The organism is Streptosporangium sp. NPDC020072, assembly GCF_040631445.1.
Classification (GTDB): Bacteria; Actinomycetota; Actinomycetes; order Streptosporangiales; family Streptosporangiaceae; genus Streptosporangium.
The window spans coordinates 1-15,199 of the sequence record NZ_JBEYAB010000010.1 but is presented as its reverse complement, the minus strand read 5'-3'; the positions used below and the strand labels follow the sequence as shown (position 1 = coordinate 15,199).

Annotated in this window: 11 protein-coding genes and 1 pseudogene; 5 read left to right on the top strand and 7 right to left on the bottom strand. The window is 70.8% G+C overall.

All coding sequences use genetic code 11. The features are described 5' to 3' along the window. Nucleotides 1-36 precede the first annotated feature (36 nt). Complete coding sequence (locus ABZ470_RS24100; protein WP_352013924.1) at nucleotides 37-579, top strand: MarR family winged helix-turn-helix transcriptional regulator; 543 nt, start codon at nucleotides 37-39, stop codon at nucleotides 577-579. Nucleotides 580-617: 38 nt separating this feature from the next. Here the strand turns inward: ABZ470_RS24100 and ABZ470_RS24095 are convergent, their stop codons facing one another. Further along, complete coding sequence (locus ABZ470_RS24095) at nucleotides 618-2,411, bottom strand: ABC-F family ATP-binding cassette domain-containing protein (RefSeq protein WP_352013925.1); 1,794 nt, start codon at nucleotides 2,409-2,411, stop codon at nucleotides 618-620. 895 nt (nucleotides 2,412-3,306) lie between these two features. Between ABZ470_RS24095 and ABZ470_RS24090 the strand changes: the two genes are divergently transcribed. After that, the gene (locus ABZ470_RS24090) at nucleotides 3,307-3,750 is read left to right on the top strand and encodes a DUF732 domain-containing protein (protein ID WP_362913991.1); all 444 of its coding nucleotides are present in this window, start codon (nucleotides 3,307-3,309) and stop codon (nucleotides 3,748-3,750) included. A gap of 15 nt (nucleotides 3,751-3,765) precedes the next feature. Here ABZ470_RS24090 and ABZ470_RS24085 read toward each other — a convergent pair whose 3' ends face one another. Continuing rightward, nucleotides 3,766-4,668 carry a 4-(cytidine 5'-diphospho)-2-C-methyl-D-erythritol kinase gene (locus ABZ470_RS24085; protein WP_362913989.1) on the bottom strand — a complete coding sequence of 301 codons (903 nt, stop codon included), beginning with the start codon at nucleotides 4,666-4,668 and terminating at the stop codon, nucleotides 3,766-3,768. An 83-nt stretch (nucleotides 4,669-4,751) separates the two neighbouring features. Next, entirely contained in the window at nucleotides 4,752-5,597 is an 846-nt protein-coding gene (gene rsmA / locus ABZ470_RS24080) for a 16S rRNA (adenine(1518)-N(6)/adenine(1519)-N(6))-dimethyltransferase RsmA (protein WP_352013928.1), read from the bottom strand. Between the two features lie 138 nt (nucleotides 5,598-5,735). On the opposite strand from rsmA, the gene ABZ470_RS24075 reads away from it, so the two are divergent. Continuing rightward, nucleotides 5,736-7,217: a serine/threonine-protein kinase gene (locus ABZ470_RS24075; RefSeq protein WP_362913987.1), complete on the top strand. Its 1,482-nt coding sequence runs from the start codon at nucleotides 5,736-5,738 to the stop codon at nucleotides 7,215-7,217. Beyond that, the gene (locus tag ABZ470_RS24070) at nucleotides 7,214-8,548 is read left to right on the top strand and encodes a hypothetical protein (RefSeq protein WP_362913985.1); all 1,335 of its coding nucleotides are present in this window, start codon (nucleotides 7,214-7,216) and stop codon (nucleotides 8,546-8,548) included. Before ABZ470_RS24075 ends, ABZ470_RS24070 begins: the two co-directional genes overlap by 4 nt. A gap of 155 nt (nucleotides 8,549-8,703) precedes the next feature. Here ABZ470_RS24070 and ABZ470_RS24065 read toward each other — a convergent pair whose 3' ends face one another. From ABZ470_RS24065 to ABZ470_RS24055, 3 genes are all read right to left on the bottom strand, one after another. Then, nucleotides 8,704-9,564: a TatD family hydrolase gene (locus tag ABZ470_RS24065; RefSeq protein ID WP_362913983.1), complete on the bottom strand. Its 861-nt coding sequence runs from the start codon at nucleotides 9,562-9,564 to the stop codon at nucleotides 8,704-8,706. A 27-nt stretch (nucleotides 9,565-9,591) separates the two neighbouring features. After that, on the bottom strand, nucleotides 9,592-11,367 hold the full coding sequence (gene metG / locus ABZ470_RS24060) for a methionine--tRNA ligase (RefSeq protein ID WP_352013932.1): 1,776 nt from the start codon (nucleotides 11,365-11,367) through the stop codon (nucleotides 9,592-9,594). Between the two features lie 79 nt (nucleotides 11,368-11,446). Continuing rightward, nucleotides 11,447-12,694 (bottom strand): glycosyltransferase, encoded by a 1,248-nt coding sequence (locus ABZ470_RS24055; RefSeq protein WP_352013933.1) that lies wholly within the window; start codon nucleotides 12,692-12,694, stop codon nucleotides 11,447-11,449. A 101-nt stretch (nucleotides 12,695-12,795) separates the two neighbouring features. On the opposite strand from ABZ470_RS24055, the gene ABZ470_RS24050 reads away from it, so the two are divergent. Then, entirely contained in the window at nucleotides 12,796-14,322 is a 1,527-nt protein-coding gene (locus tag ABZ470_RS24050; protein WP_362776839.1) for a hypothetical protein, read from the top strand. On the opposite strand, the pseudogene ABZ470_RS24045 reads toward ABZ470_RS24050, so the two are convergent. Beyond that, a pseudogene (locus ABZ470_RS24045) lies at nucleotides 14,270-15,199 on the bottom strand (phospholipid carrier-dependent glycosyltransferase); the annotation flags it as partial. The gene ABZ470_RS24050 and the pseudogene ABZ470_RS24045 overlap by 53 nt on opposite strands.

Genomic DNA, 15,199 nt, shown 5'->3' with positions numbered 1-15,199 from the left:
TATTTATCTCGATGTCAAGACAGATAGACTCACCGCATGACCGTGCACCGCTCCGGCCGCGACCTCGACCGGCCCCGCGACGAGGTGGACCGGCTGGTCACCGCCTGGCGCCAGGAACGCCCCGACCTCGACGTCGAGCCCCTCCAGGTGCTGAGCCGGGTCTCCCGGCTGGCCCGCCACCTGGACCGCGCCCGCCGGGCGGCCTTCGCCGAACACGGCCTGGAGAACTGGGAGTTCGACGTCCTCACCGCGCTGCGCCGGGCGGGCGAGCCGTACGAGCTGAGCCCCGGCGCGCTGCTCAGGGCCACCCTGGTCACCTCGGGAACCATGACGAACCGGATCGACAGGCTCGCCGCCGCCGGTCTGGTACGGCGCCGCCCCGACCCCGAGGACAGGCGAGGGGTGCTGGTCTCCCTGACCGACGCCGGACGGGTCCGGGTCGACAACGCCTTCGCCGACCTGCTCCGCCGCGAACGCGACTTACTGGCAGGCCTCGGAAAGCATGAACAGCAGGCCCTCGCGGGCCTGCTGCGCACGCTACTCGTCCCTTTTGACGCGACCGACACCGGAGCGCACTGACCCCACTGCCCTCACGTCAGGGGACAAACCTCTGACTTTCACTCGCCCAGGCGGTCGGCCAGCTCCAGCCACTCGGTCTCCACGGCCTCCTTCTCCGCGAGGACCTCCTTGAGCTCGGCGTCGAGGGAGGCCAGCCTGCCGTAGTCGGCGGCGGCGTCCGCCATGGAGGCGTGCAGCTTCTCCTCGCGGGTGCCCAGCTTGTCGAGCTGACGCTCAAGACGCGAGAGCTCCTTGCGCAGCTCCCGCTCCTCCTTCGCCGACAGGCCGGTGGTCTCCGTCGGCTGCGGCGTGGCACGGACGTCCGTCGAAGCCGCGGCCCTGGCCGACAGCGCCCCGCCGGAGGCACGCCGTTCGAGATACTCGTCGACACCGCCGGGCAGCATCGACAGCCTGCCGTCGCCCAGCAGCGCGACCGTCCTGTCCGAGACCCGCTCCAGGAAGTAGCGGTCGTGGCTGACCACGATCAACGTGCCCGGCCAGCCGTCGAGCAGGTCCTCAAGCTCGTTCAGCGTCTCGATGTCGAGGTCGTTGGTCGGCTCGTCCAGCAGCAGCACGTTGGGGTCGTCCATCAGCAGCCGCAGCAACTGCAGGCGGCGCCGCTCGCCACCCGACAGGTCACCGACCACCTTCCACTGCGCCTCACCCCGGAAACCGAGGCGCTCAAGCAGCTGGGAGGCGGTCCACTCCTTCTTGCCGACCTGGATGAACTTGCGGATCTCCTCGACGGTCTCCAGCACCCGCCGTGTGGGGTCCAGCTCGGCCAGTTCCTGCGACAGATGAGCCAGCCGGACGGTCTTGCCCCGCACGACCTTGCCGGAATCAGGTCGCACCGTGTCGGCCAGCAGCCGCAGCAGCGAGGACTTGCCCGAACCGTTGACCCCGATCAGGCCGACCCGGTCACCGGGGCCGAACTGCCAGGTCGCGTGCTCCAGAACCAACGGCCCCGCCCCGGGACCGCCCGCGTGCAGCGTGACGTCCTCAAGGTCATAGACCGTACGGCCCAGCCTGGCGGCGGCGAACTTCACCAGCTCGACGCTCTCCCTGGGCGGCGGCTCGTCCGCGATCAGCGCCTGGGCCGCCTCGATGCGGAACTTCGGCTTCGAGGTACGCGCGGGCGGGCCCCGGCGCAGCCAGGCGATCTCCTTGCGCATCAGGTTCTGCCGACGGGCCTCCGAGGCGGCGGCCACCCGGGCCCGTTCCGCCTTGGCCAGCACGTAGGCGGCGTACCCGCCCTCGTAACGCTCGACCGTGCCGTCGACCACCTCCCAGGTCCTGGTGGAGACCGCGTCCAGGAACCACCGGTCGTGGGTGACCACCAGCAACGCCGTACGGCGCGCGGACAGGTGCCTGGCCAGCCAGTCGATGGCCTCGATGTCCAGGTGGTTGGTCGGCTCGTCCAGAATGATCAGATCGTGCTCGCCGACCAGCAGCCTCGCCAACGCCGTACGGCGCCGCTCACCACCTGACAGGGTCCCGGCCAGCGCGGTGAGGTCGATGTCGCCGAGCAGGCTGGCCATGATCTCGCGGATGCCCGCGTCACCGGCCCACTCGTGCTCGGGCCTGCCGCCGACGACGATCTCCTGCACCGACAGCGCCGGGTCGAGGTCGTCGCCCTGGGACAGAACCCCCACGTGCAGACCCCGGTTGTGGGTGACCCGTCCCGCGTTCGGCGTGAGGGCACCCGCGATCACCGAGATGAGCGTGGTCTTACCACCACCGTTGCGGCCGACCACCCCGACACGGTCACCGGCCTCGATGCCCAGGGAGACATCCCTCAGCAGAGGCTTGGGACCGTAGGAGTGGGAAACCGACTCAAGATTGACCAGATTCATCGTTTCATAAGGTTACTGCGTTGATGGCGGCGCCTTCGGCGCCGCGGGGCTTGGGCGCTTTCGAGTCGGCGCTTTCCCTCGTCACTCCGTCGCTGCGCTCCCTCACTCCTCAGTCCAAGCACCGACGCACCCAAGCCCTGTCTCTTTGCTCCGCCTGGCGGCGTCGCGGGTTCGGGCGCCTTGAGCCAACGCTTTCCCTCGTCGTTCGTCCGCTTCGCTCCCTCACTCCTCAGTCCAAGCGTCGGCGCGCCCGAACCGAAACTCCACACGCTTGGCGCCGGGAAAGCACAAGGTGTGCTGCTTTGCGGCGCCTTCGGCGCCGCGGGGCTTGGGCGCTTTCGAGTCGGCGCTTTCCCTCGTCACTCCGTCGCTGCGCTCCTTCGCTCCTCAGTCCAAGCGTCGGCGCACCCAAGCCCTGTCTCTTTGCTCCGCCTAGCGGCGTCGCGGGCTTGGGCGCTTTCGAGTCGGTGTCTTCCCTCGTCGCTCATCCGCTTCGCTCCTTCGCTCCTCAGTCCAGACACCGACGCGCCCAAGCCGGACACTCCTCACGCACGGCATCGGTAAGGCCGAGATCTAACCCTTCATGGCCGGCGCCGATGGTTGTGAGTCGGACTGGGGAGGGCGGCACCTTGGCCGAGTTGTCGCGCTGTCTTGCCGGGGATCGGGGCCGCCTGGAGGGGCTGGGAACAAGGGAGTGGGGCGGGGTGGGGTTTGGGACTCCTCTGATGATCGTTTTTGGGTGTTCGTATTGGTTGTTTGCTGATCAATCGGTGAATATGTGGCATATGGTGCGCGGATGCGTCCTCCTGAGCAGCCTTCCCCCACGGGCCCGCCACCCGGTCGGCGGCCGGAATCGCCGCCGCCGCGGCGGAGTCGCAGGAGCATCGCCGTCTTCGTGGTCATCGCGGCCGTCGCGGTGATAGGCATGCTCAGGCTGTTGGGCGGCCTGGCAGCCCCGCCCGACGGCGGCGCCGGGACACCCGTGGCGGAACCGGTGGCCTCGACGCCGACGCCCATGAGGACACCGCCCCCGGTCGAGGAGGACACCGGGCCGAGCACGCCGAGCATGGAGCCGACGGCGGCACCCGACCCGTCGGCGTCGGCACTCGAAGCGGCGTTCACGGCGGCGGTGAGGCAGCGGAAGGCGCTGAGGGACGCCGACCCCTACAAACTGGGATGGCTCGGCCGGAACATGTGCGCGGCGCTGGAGGAGGGAAAGGGTTTCGCCGCAGCCGCGCACCTCGGGACCAGCGGGTTCGACCCGGAGACGTCCGCGTACATAGCGAAGCTCGCCATCGTCAACCTGTGCCCGCACCAGCGGGATGCGATTCCCGGTTAACGCGCTCCCCGGGCCTCAGACGACCGTGGGGCCCGGGGTGGGGCCCTGGGCGGTCAGGACGTCCCTGGCCACTCCGGCGGCCCGCAGGCGGGCGGCCAGGGTGACGGCGTGGTCGGCGGACTCGGCCAGGAAGGCGCAGGTGGGGCCCGAACCGGAGACCAGGGCGCCCAGGGCTCCGTGTTCGCGGCCCGCGTCCAGGGTCCTGGCCAGGCTGGGGCGCAGGGACACGGCGGCGGGCTGCAGGTCGTTGGCCAGTTCGGCGCCCAGGGCCTTGGCGTCTCCGGCGCGCAGCGCGGCCAGCAGGGGCTGTGACGCCCGGGGCGGGCCGACCGGGTCACCGCTCTCGGCGCGCAGGCGGTCGCACTCGGCGTAGACCCTCGCCGTGGACAGGCCGCCGTCGGCCAGGGCGAAAACCCAGTGGAACGTGCCATCCGCCTCAAGGGAGGTCAGCCGCTCCCCCCTGCCGGTGCCGACGGCCGTACCGCCAAGCAGGGCGAAGGGCACGTCGCTGCCGAGGTCGGCGGCGATCTCCATCAGGTCCTCGACCGGCAGGCCGAGGCCCCACAGTTCGTTGCAGGCGACCAGGGCCGCGGCCGCGTCGGCGCTGCCGCCGGCCATGCCGCCCGCGACCGGGATCGCCTTGCGGATGACGAGACTGACGCCGTAGGACCTGCCTGCGTGCCCGGCGAGCGCAAGGGCGGCCCGGATGGCCAGGTTGTCGGCGTCCTGCGGCACCTCGCTCGCCGACTCGCCCTCGACGCGGACCCGCATCCCGGTCTCCGCGACGGCCGTCACCTCGTCGAAGATCGACACGGCGTGGAAGACGTTCACCAGGTCGTGGAAGCCGTCGTCGCGGAGCGGCCCGACCGCGAGCCGCAGGTTGACCTTGGCGGGCACCCGGACGGTCACCGAGTTCATGCGTCCCTCTCATCGCTCGTCACGGTCCCCGATCGTAACGGGGTCCCCGCACACGTCCTCGCAAAGCTCCCCGACAAATCAGCTCATGTGCGCTTTTCAGCGATTCGTGCGAAGTCCTCGATGGACAGCTGCTCGCCACGGAGTGTGGGATCGACCCCGGCGGCGCGCAGCGCCTGCTCCGCGGCGGCGGCCGTACCGGCCCAGGAGGCGAGGGCGGCGCGCAGGGTCTTGCGGCGCTGGGCGAAGGCGGCGTCCACCACCGCGAAGACCTCCTCGCGCGAGGCGGTGGTCTCCGGGGGCCGCCTGCGGGTCATCGCGACGAGCCCGGAGTCCACGTTGGGCACCGGCCAGAAGACCGTCCTGCCGACGGGACCGGCTCTGCGGACGTCGGCGTACCAGGCCGCCTTGAGCGAGGGGATGCCGTAGACCTTCGAACCCGGCGCCGCGGCCAGCCGGTCGGCCACCTCGGACTGGACCATGACCAGGACGGCACGCAGGGACGGCAGCGTCTCCAGCAGGTGCAGCACCACCGGGACCGACACGTTGTAGGGGAGGTTGGCGACCAGGGCGGTCGGCCTGTCCTCGGGCAGTTCCTCGGGCAGCACCCGCATGGCGTCCGCGAGCACCACGGTCAGGCGGTCGGCGAGTTCGGGGGCGTGCCCGGCGACGGTCAGCGGGAGCTGTTCGGCCAGGACCGGGTCGATCTCGACCGCCACGACGCCGCGTACCTCGGGGAGCAACGCGAGGGTGAGCGACCCGAGGCCGGGCCCGACCTCGATGACCACGTCGTCGGGGCGCAGATCGGCCACCCGGACGATCCTGCGCACCGTACCGGCGTCGATCACGAAGTTCTGGCCGAGCTTCTTGGTCGGGCGGACGCCGAGCCGCTCCGCCAGCTCACGTATCTCGACCGGGCCGAGAAGGCTCATCGCCGCCCCTCACTCACCGCATGCTCCCCACGTCATCCGACAAGTGTCGCGCATGGAATCCCCCGGTGAGGACGCCCGGTCTTCCGGATAACGTGATCCGTACGGGGGTTCGTCGGCGATGGAAGGATTGCCCCCGTGATGGATGCCAACCGGCCCGGCGTCGAGGGGTTACGTCCCGGCGACCCCGGATGGATCGGGGAGCATCGGCTTCTCGGGCGCCTCGGCGAGGGCGGCATGGGCACCGTCTACCTGGCACGGAACGCGCAGGGACGCCTGGTCGCGGTGAAGGTGATCAAGCCCGAGGTCGCCGTCGAGGACGGCTTCGCCGAACGGTTCCACGCGGAGGTGCGCAACGCCCGGCGGGTCGCCTCGTTCTGCACCGCCCAGGTGCTCGGCGACGGCAACGCCGACGACGGCAGGCCGTACATGGTCACCGAGTACATTCCGGGCACTCCCCTGTCACGCCAGATCAGCGTGTACGGCGCGCTCGACCCCGCCCAGCTGCACGGTGTGGCCCTCGGGGTGGCCGCCGCCCTGGCGGCGATCCACGTCGCCGGGCTGGTCCACCGCGACCTCAAGCCCGCCAACGTGATCCTGTCCCTGTCCGGGCCGCGTGTGATCGACTTCGGCGTCGCCAGGGCGCTGGACTCCACCCGTGGTTTCACCCGTTCCGGCGAGGTGCTCGGCAGCCCGGGGTGGTGGGCGCCGGAGCAGGTGAAGGGGCTTGAGATCACCCCGGCCGCCGACGTCTTCGCCTGGGGGTGCCTGATCGCCTACGCGGGCAACGGCCGCCACCCGTACGGCCGGGGCGACATGATCACCATGGCGACGCGGCTGCTGAACACCCCACCCGACCTGGGCTCGCTTCCCGCCCCGCTCGACGACCTGGTCCGCAGGGCGACCGCGATGGACCCCGGAGCGCGCCCGACCGCGCAGGACCTGCTGATCGCGCTGGTCGGCGGCGCCCCGGCCCCCGCGGGTCCCCTGACTGCGGACCAGCCGGCGCCGGTCGTCGACGTGCTCGGTGACACGTGGCGGCCTCCGGCCAACGTGGAACCGGACACCACCCAGGTCCTCGGTGGCCTCGGCGCCCCCGGGGCGCCCCCCGCGGCCCGGTCCCGGCGGAGGAAATCAATCATGGTGGGACTCGTGGTGGCCGCCGCGCTCGCGGTCACCGTCGCGGTGCTGGCCCACGTCCTCGGGAGCCCTGGCGGCACAGGAGGCGGAACCTCCTCGGGCGGCGGTCCGACCGACGTGGGCAGGCGGATCCCGATCGGCTCTCCGGTCGGAGATCCGCAGCTGATCGTGCCACGGGCTCCACGCTGCGGCCTGACCTCCTACGAGGGCACGACGGCGCGCGGCAGGTTGTGCGTGGTCACGCTCACCCTGCTCAACCCGGGCGGCGAACGCGTCCCCCTCAGTCGTGACCCGTTCACCCTGCTCGACGACGCGGGGACGCCCCACACCCCCGAGGCGCCCGTGGCGGGCCTGACGGACACGCTGGCCCCCGGGGGCAGGCTGGACCGGGTCCTGGTCTACGACCTGCCTCCCGAACGGCGACCGGCCCGGCTGAGCGGCCAGGTGACCGACGGCGGACGGCGGATCGAGGTGCGGCTGTGAGGTTCCTCCCGCAGGCCGCCGTGCCGTTCGCGCTGCTGTTCGCCCTCGTGGCTGTGCCGTCGTCGCCGTCGTCATCCCCGTCGCCCGCGGGCTGTGGCGGGGACACCGCCGTCGGCGACCCGTTCGCCTCCCCGGGAGGGGTGACCGGGGCGGGAGCCGTACACGTCCTGTCCGGCAGGGGCGACGAGGCAAGGGTCGTGCGCGCCCCCGCGCCCGCGGTGGGCGACGGGTTCGGCTGGTCGGTACGGCTGGCCGACCTCGACGGCGACCGCTGCGCGGACCTGGTGGTCGGCGCGCCGTACACGGACGTGGCGGGGCGGCCGGACGCGGGTGCCGTCTACATCGTGTACGGCACGGCCTCCCGCCCTCCGGTGCGCCTGCTCCCCTCCTCTCCCGAGGCGGGCGCCCACTTCGGCTGGTCGCTGGCCGTGGGGCGGGGCACGCTCGCCGTCGGAGCCCCGCACGAGGACGCCGACGGGGTCGAGGACTCCGGCGCGGTCCACCTGTTCGACGTGGGGGCGGGGTTCGGTGAGGGGCGGCGGATCTCCCAGGACACGCCGGGGGTGCCGGGCAGCGGTGAACCCGGCGACATGTTCGGCTGGTCGGTGGCCGTCGGCAGGATGGGCGGCCGACGGGACGCGGCAGACCTCGCGGTCGGCGCGCCGTACGACAACGACGACGGAACGGGACGACAGGAGAGCGGGGGCGCCGCGGACGCGGGCTCGATCGCCGTGATCTACGACGTGTCCGGCGCGAGGGACGCCTACACCAGCAGGAAGTGGGACCTGCGCCGGATCGTGGAGACCCACGCCGGCGACCGGTTCGGTTACTCCATGGCCTACGCGGAGGAGGGGGAGGCGGGCTACCTCGCGGTCGGGGCGCCGCTCGGCGACGGCGGTGGGGTACGCGACTCTGGGCTGGTGCGGCTCTTCCGCTCCTCGGCGGCAGCGGAGATCACCCCGCTGGCCACCCTCGACCAGGGCTCCCGAGGCGCCACGGGCGACGGATACGGCTTCTCGCTCGCCCTCACCGGGGAGGGCGGCGCCCGGCTGGCGGTCGGCGCCCCGTTCGGCGGTCCCGGCGGACGCGGCCGGGTCGTGGTGGTCCCGGTGCGAGATCCGTCCGCGGCCCGGGTGGTCGAGCGGGGGAAGGCGGGAGACCGGTTCGGCTGGGCGGTCGGGTTCGGCGGCAACCGCCTCGTGGCCGGCGCTCCGGACCGCGACGGCTCCGGGGCGGTGACGGTCCTCGGCCGCAACGACACCGTGGGAACCCCGCTGCCCCCCGCCCGGGACGACGGGGAGCCTGCGGAGTTCGGCGCCTCGGTGGGCTGAGCCTCTGTGGGCTGAAGACGAGGTGAAGCCGCCGTGCCCCGGACACCGTGGGCCGAGCGGCGCTGTGGGCCGAAAGCCGTTGTGGCGGGGCGTCGTGTGGCCTGGTTGTGTTCTGGCGGTGCTCTGACAGTGTTCTGGCGGTGTTCTGGCGGTGTTCACCAGGTGCCGAAGACGGCCTCCCCGTTGGCGCTGATGGCCGTGGCCAGCTCGCCCGGGTCGATCCCCTTGACCTCGGCGAGGCAGCGCAGCGTGAGGGGGATGAGATAGGGGGCGTTCGGCTTGCCCCGGTGCGGCGTCGGCGGAAGGTAGGGCGCGTCGGTCTCCACCAGCATCAGCTCCACGGGCGCGAGCGCGACGGCCTCCCGGAGATAGCCCGCGTTCTTGTAGGTGACCGGGCCGGAGAAGGACATGTGATAGCCCGCCTGGACGCACCTGGCGGCCATCTCGGCGTCACCGGAGAAGCTGTGGAAGACCACGACGTCCGGCGCCCCCTGGTCGGCCAGGACGTCCAGCACGTCGTCGTGGGCCTCCCGGTCGTGGATCACCAGGGCCTTGCCGGTCCGTTTGGCGATCTCGATGTGCGCCCTGAAGCTGGCGTGCTGGTCGTCCTTCGACGCCCAGTCGCGGTAGTAGTCGAGGCCCGTCTCCCCTACCGCCCTGACGTGCGGCAGCCGGGCCAGCGCCTCGATCTCGGCGAGCACCTCGGGCGTCGAGGCGTGCGCCTCGTTCGGGTGGATCGCGACCCCCGCGTAGACGTCGGGGTGCAGTTCGGCCACCTCCGCGTTCCACCGGGAGGAGGGCAGGTCGTAGCCGATCGTGACCAGCCGGGTCACCCCGACGGAACGGGCCTGGTCGAGGATGCTCTCGACGCTCGCCTGAGCCGCCTGCGCCGCCTGGGCGACGGGGTCACCCGAGGACGCCTGACGGTTGCCCACCATGATGTCGAGGTGGCAGTGGCTGTCGAACACCTCCGCGGCCAGGGGCTCGGGAGGGACGGGAAGCTTCGTCGTGCTCACCCGCCCCAACCTATCGAGCCTGCCACGTCACCCCAACCGGGCGAGCTCCTCATCGACGATCTTCGGGTCGAGCTTGGTGAAGAGCCTGGTCGGCGGCGCGAGCGGGACCCCGGGCCGGATCGGGGTGTGCTCCCAGCGCGCCTGGCCGTCGTAGTCGCCGGTGATGATGGGGTACGGCCTGCCGTTCTCCTCGACCTCCCTGATCTCCGGCATCCCCGACCAGACGCCGGTCCCGCCGAGCATCTCGTGGATCTTGTTGGAGGAGGAGGGCAGGATCGGGGTCAGCAGCGTCTTGGCGTCGTCGACGACCTGCAGGGCCACGTGCAGGATCGACTTGACCCGCTCGGGGTCGTCCTTGATCTTCCACGGCTCCTGGTCCGCGAGGTACTTGTTGGCCTCACGGATGACGTCGAACGCCTCGTTCGTGGCGTTCTTGAAGCGGGAGCGCCCGAGCTCGGCACCGACCCTGGGGAAGGCGGCCCGGCTGCGTTCGAGCATGGCGCGGTCGGCGTCGGTGAGGTCGCCCGCCTCGGGGATGGCGCCGAAGTTCTTGGCGGCCATCGAGATCGACCGGTTGACCAGGTTGCCCCAGGCCGCGACCAGTTCGCCGTTGTTGCGGTTGAGGAACTCCGACCAGGTGAAGTCGGTGTCCTGGTTCTCCGGACCGGCGACCGCGATGTAGTAGCGCAGCGCGTCGGCGTCGTAGCGGGCCAGGAAGTCACGGACGTAGATGACGACCTGACGGGAGGAGGAGAACTTGCGCCCCTCCATGGTCAGGAACTCGCTGGAGACGACCTCCGAGGGCAGGTCCAGCGCGCCGAGCGCCCCCGGCGTGCCGTTCCTGGCGCCCTGGCCGTTGTAGCCGAGCAGCAGCGCCGGCCAGATCTCGGCGTGGAAGACGATGTTGTCCTTGCCCATGAAGTAGTAACCACGGGCGTCGGGGTTCTGCCACCACTGCCGCCAGGCCTCGGGGTCGCCGGAGCGGCGGGCCCACTCGATGGAGGCGCTGAGATAGCCGATGACGGCGTCGAACCAGACGTAGAGCCGCTTGTTCGCCTGGTCGCTCCAGCCGTCGAGCGGGATCGGCACGCCCCAGTCGAGGTCACGGGTGATCGCCCGGGGCTGCAGGTCGCCCAGCAGGTTGAGGGCGAACTTCAGCACGTTGGGCCGCCAGTCGCCCTGCTTGGACTGCAGCCAGGTGGCGAGCACCTCGGCGAAGGCGGGCAGGTCGAGCATGAAGTGCTCGGTCTCGACGAAGACCGGCTTCTCGCCGTTGATCCTGCTGACCGGGTTGACCAGCTGGATCGGGTCGAGCTGGTTGCCGCAGTTGTCGCACTGGTCGCCACGCGCGCCGTCGTAGCCGCAGATGGGGCAGGTGCCCTCGATGTAGCGGTCGGGCAGGGTGCGCCCGGTCGACGGGGAGATGGCGCCCATCGTCGTCTTGGGGAAGACGTAGCCGTTGGCGTGCAGCCCCTTGAAGACCTCCTGGACCACGGCGTAGTGGTTGTCCGTCGTGGTCCGGGTGAACAGGTCGTAGGACAGGCCGAGCGCCTGGAGGTCTTCGGCGATGACCCGGTTGTAGCGGTCGGCGAGCTGACGGGCACTCAGCCCCTCCTTGTCCGCCTGGACCTGGATCGGGGTGCCGTGCTCGTCGGTCCCGCTCACCATGAGGACCTTGTTGCCCACCATCCGCTGGTAGCGGCTGAAGATGTCGGACGGCACGCCGAATCCGGAGACGTGCCCGATGTGGCGGGGGCCGTTGGCGTACGGCCAAGCGACCGCGGTCAGGATGTGCTGGGACATGTAGCCAAGCCTAAGGGACGCCGACTCAGGCCTTGGTGCGCTCCCGGGGATCGGGTCGTGCCGCTCTCCCGGGAGGGGCTCAGGCCTTGGTGCTCTCTCGGGGGACCGTCTGCTCCTCGCCGTCCAGGCTGACGGCTTGGGCGGCCTCCTCGGCCGCGGAGGCGGCCACGTCGATCGGCGTCTCCTTGGAGCGGCGGATGCCCAGGATGCTGATGAACAGGGCGGCGAAGATGGTCTGGAAGCTCATGATCAGCGCGGTCGCCGAGGGGACGACCAGGCGCAGTGACTCCGACGGGATCAGCGGGCCGAAGCTGCGCGTCTGCCAGTGGACCAGCGAGGCGCCCAGGCCGAAGAGTCCGGCCAGGGCCAGCAGGCCTCCGGCGATCAGGCCCTTCTCCAGGGTCACGATGTCGACGAGCTTGCGCACGCGCCTGTCTTCGGGCAGGAAGCCCTCCTCGGCCGCGTAGACCTTGGTGAACAGGGCGAACAGGACCGCCTGGAAGCCGATCACCACGGCGGCCGAGGCGCCGACCAGGGTGTCGACGTCGAAGCCGAGCTTGCCGATGTAGATCGGCCCGAAGCTCAGGGCTGCGCCCGCGACCAGGCCCAGGGTCATCAGGATCAGGCCGGGGATGAAGAACAGCCAGCGCGGGCTGTACAGCATCAGGAAGCGCAGGTGGCGCCAGCCGTCGCGCCAGGAGCGCAGGTGCGGCGGGCGGGAACGGCCGTCGGGCGACAGGGTGGTCGGCACCTCGCGCACGTCGAGACCGGACAGGGTCGAGCGCACGACCATCTCGCTGGCGAACTCCATGCCGCCGGTCTGCAGGCCGAGCCTGAGGATCGAGTCGCGCCGGAAGCCGCGCAGGCCGCAGTGGAAGTCACCGATGGCGCTGGGGAAGAACAGCCTGCCGATGAAGGACAGCACCGGGTTGCCGAGGTAGCGGTGCAGCGGGGGCATGGCGCCGGGGGCGATGCCGCCCTTGAAGCGGTTGCCCATCACCAGGTCGGCCCCGTCGCGCAGTTGCTCGACGAACGGCAGCAGCGCGGTGAAGTCGTAGGAGTCGTCGGCGTCGCCCATGATGACGTACTTGCCGCGGGCAGCCCTGATGCCCCCTATGAGGGCGTTGCCGTACCCCTTGGCGTCGACGTGCACGACGCGGGCGCCCGCGTCACGGGCGAGCTGCTGGGAGCCGTCCGTGCTGCCGTTGTCGGCGATCAGCACCTCTCCGTCTATCCCGTGCTCCCGCATGCAGGCCAGTGCCTTGCGTACGCAGGTCTCCACGGTCTCCGCCTCGTTCAAGCAAGGCATGACCACGGTCAGTTCCACGTCTCAACCTCTCAGTTACGGCACAGCCCAACCTCATCATGATGCCCTCTAACGTCTACTGTGCGGGTCAACTCCACCAAACGGCTGGCATCCTGTAATGCATGGTGACCGTCACCGAGGCGCCGCGCCTCGACTCACCCGCGGCGGGTGTGCTCTCGCGCGCGCTGGCCCTCCTCGGCCGCCACCGGCTGTTCGCCGTGGCCGTGGCGCTGGCGTTCGCGCTGCGTGTGGTCACGATGCTGGGATACGGTCCGGCGCTGTGGTTCAACGACTCCTTCGAGTACGTCTCGGGGGCGGTCAATCCTGGCAGACCCAGTGCCCTGCGACCGAACGGTTATTCCTTCTGGCTGCTCCTGCTGCGGCCCTTCCACAGCTTCTCCCTGGTGGTCCTCACCCAGCACCTGATGGGCCTGGGTGTGGCGCTGCTGATCTACGTCCTGCTGCGCAGGAGGTTCGGGTTGCCGGGGTGGGGGGCGACGCTGGCCACGCTGCCGGTGTTGTTCGACGCCTACCAGATCCAGCTCGAACACCTGATCATGTCGGACGCCATGTTCATGCTGCTGGTCGTGGGCGTCGTGACGTTGGTGCTCTGGCACAGGAAGATGTCCTGGCAGGTCGGGGCCGTGGTCGGCCTGCTGCTCGCGCTGACCGCGCTGACCAGGTCGATCGGCCTGCCGATCCTGGCCCTGGTCGCGGTCTACATGCTCGTCAAGCGGACCGGCTGGAAGCCGATCGTGGCCATGGTCACGGCCTGTGGCGTTCCGGTGGCCGGTTACATGGCCTGGTTCGCCGCGACGTACGGCAACTTCGCGATGACCAGCAGCGACGGCGCGATCCTGTACATGCGGACCGCGCTGTTCGCCGACTGCAGGACGATGAGGGTCGATCCGCGCAAGGAGCTCGAACTGGCGCTGCTGTGCATCAGCGCCCCGCCGAGCGAGCGTCACTTCTCCGGGCAGAAGTACCTGTGGTGGGCGCAGCCCGGGCAGCGGTTCCACGCCTTCGGGCCCAACACCACCTTCACCCCCGACATCAACCGGGCCGCGGGGGCGTTCGCCAGGCGGGCGATCCTGGCCCAGCCGCTCGACTATCTCGGCGTCATGGCCGGAGACTTCTTCCGCGCCTTCCGCTGGGACCGGCCGCAGTTCCCCGACGCCAACACCTACCGGCAGTACGAGTTCCTGCCGGAGGGCAAGGTGCTGCCCACCTGGCCGTCGTACAGGGGCACCAGCGACCGTGACGCCCAGACCTACGACCCGAGCCTGCCGACCGCCCAGATCCGCGGCAAGCCCAGTGTGATCGGCACCGAGGTCCACGACCCGTGGGCGAGGTTCATGCAGGGCTACCAGCAGACGGTCAGGCTGCCCGGCATCGTGGTCGGCGTGCTGCTGCTGATCGGCCTCGCCGGGGTCGTGGCGCGCTGGCGCACCCTGGGCGGTCCGGTCCTGCTGCCGTGGCTGGGCGCCTTCGGGCTTATCCTGGCGCCCGCCGCGACGGCCGAGTTCGACTACCGCTACGTGCTGCCCGCCGTACCGCTGGCGTGCCTGGCGGCGGCGATCGCGCTGCGGCACGGGTTCAGACCCAGCTCCGCAGGAGCATCCGGCGCCACCACTCCTCGTGCGGAATGACGTCGGCGGTCAGCACCGGATAGAGCCACCAGAAGTTGATGATCGCGAGGAGGGCGAAGAGGCCGACCACGCCCGCTCCCACGGCCCTGCGGTTCGGTGTGGCGTCCGCGGGGCCGATGATCAGCCCGGCGACCAGGGTGATGGCCAGGATCATGAACGGCACCATGGGGATCGTGTAGAAGTTGAACATGGTGCGGTGGTCGGCCAGCGCCCAGTAGAACCAGGGCAGCCAGCCCGCGGCGTAGCCGAGCAGGGCGGCCCCGGCCCGCCAGTCCCGGGACGACACGTACCAGACGATCATGGCGACCAGGGCGGCGAGCCCGCTGTACCAGATGACCGGGGTGCCGACGCCGAGGATGGCCGAGGCGCAGGTCTTGACCCCGCAGACGTTGTCCGAGCCCTCGTAGAAGAACGCCACGGGGCGAAGCATCAACGGCCAGCTCCACGGCTCCGACTGGTAGGGGTGGGAGGCCGAAAGGCCGGTGTGGTAACCCAGCACCTGGAAGTGGTAGTTGAGCCACGACCGGATGGAGTCGAAGACGAAGAAGACCGGTCCCTGTGAGGTGGCCTGCGCCCAGTTGCGGCCCCAGCCGAGCGGCGAGACGAACCATCCGGTCCAGGAGACGAGATAGGTCAGCGCGGGCAGCAGGCCCATCGCCCCGAGCAGTGTCGGCAGGTCCTTGCCCAGCGCCCCGCTGTACGGCCTGCCCAGGCCGACCGCCCTGCGGGCCCCGGCGTCCCAGATCAGCGACATGACGACGAACGCGACCAGGTAGAAGATGCCCGACCACTTCACCGCGCAGGCGGCGCCCAGGAGCACTCCGGCGGCCATCCGCCAGGGCCGCAGTCCCAGCCAGGGGCCCTGGTCGCTGATCGG

Coding starts and splice junctions, on each gene's coding strand:
- ABZ470_RS24100 (WP_352013924.1), top strand. CDS start 37: ATGACCGTGCACCGCTCCGGCCGCGACCTCGACCGGCCCCGCGACGAG.
- ABZ470_RS24095 (WP_352013925.1), bottom strand. CDS start 2,411: ATGAATCTGGTCAATCTTGAGTCGGTTTCCCACTCCTACGGTCCCAAG.
- ABZ470_RS24085 (WP_362913989.1), bottom strand. CDS start 4,668: ATGAACTCGGTGACCGTCCGGGTGCCCGCCAAGGTCAACCTGCGGCTC.
- rsmA (WP_352013928.1), bottom strand. CDS start 5,597: ATGAGCCTTCTCGGCCCGGTCGAGATACGTGAGCTGGCGGAGCGGCTC.
- ABZ470_RS24075 (WP_362913987.1), top strand. CDS start 5,736: ATGGATGCCAACCGGCCCGGCGTCGAGGGGTTACGTCCCGGCGACCCC.
- metG (WP_352013932.1), bottom strand. CDS start 11,367: ATGTCCCAGCACATCCTGACCGCGGTCGCTTGGCCGTACGCCAACGGC.
- ABZ470_RS24050 (WP_362776839.1), top strand. CDS start 12,796: ATGGTGACCGTCACCGAGGCGCCGCGCCTCGACTCACCCGCGGCGGGT.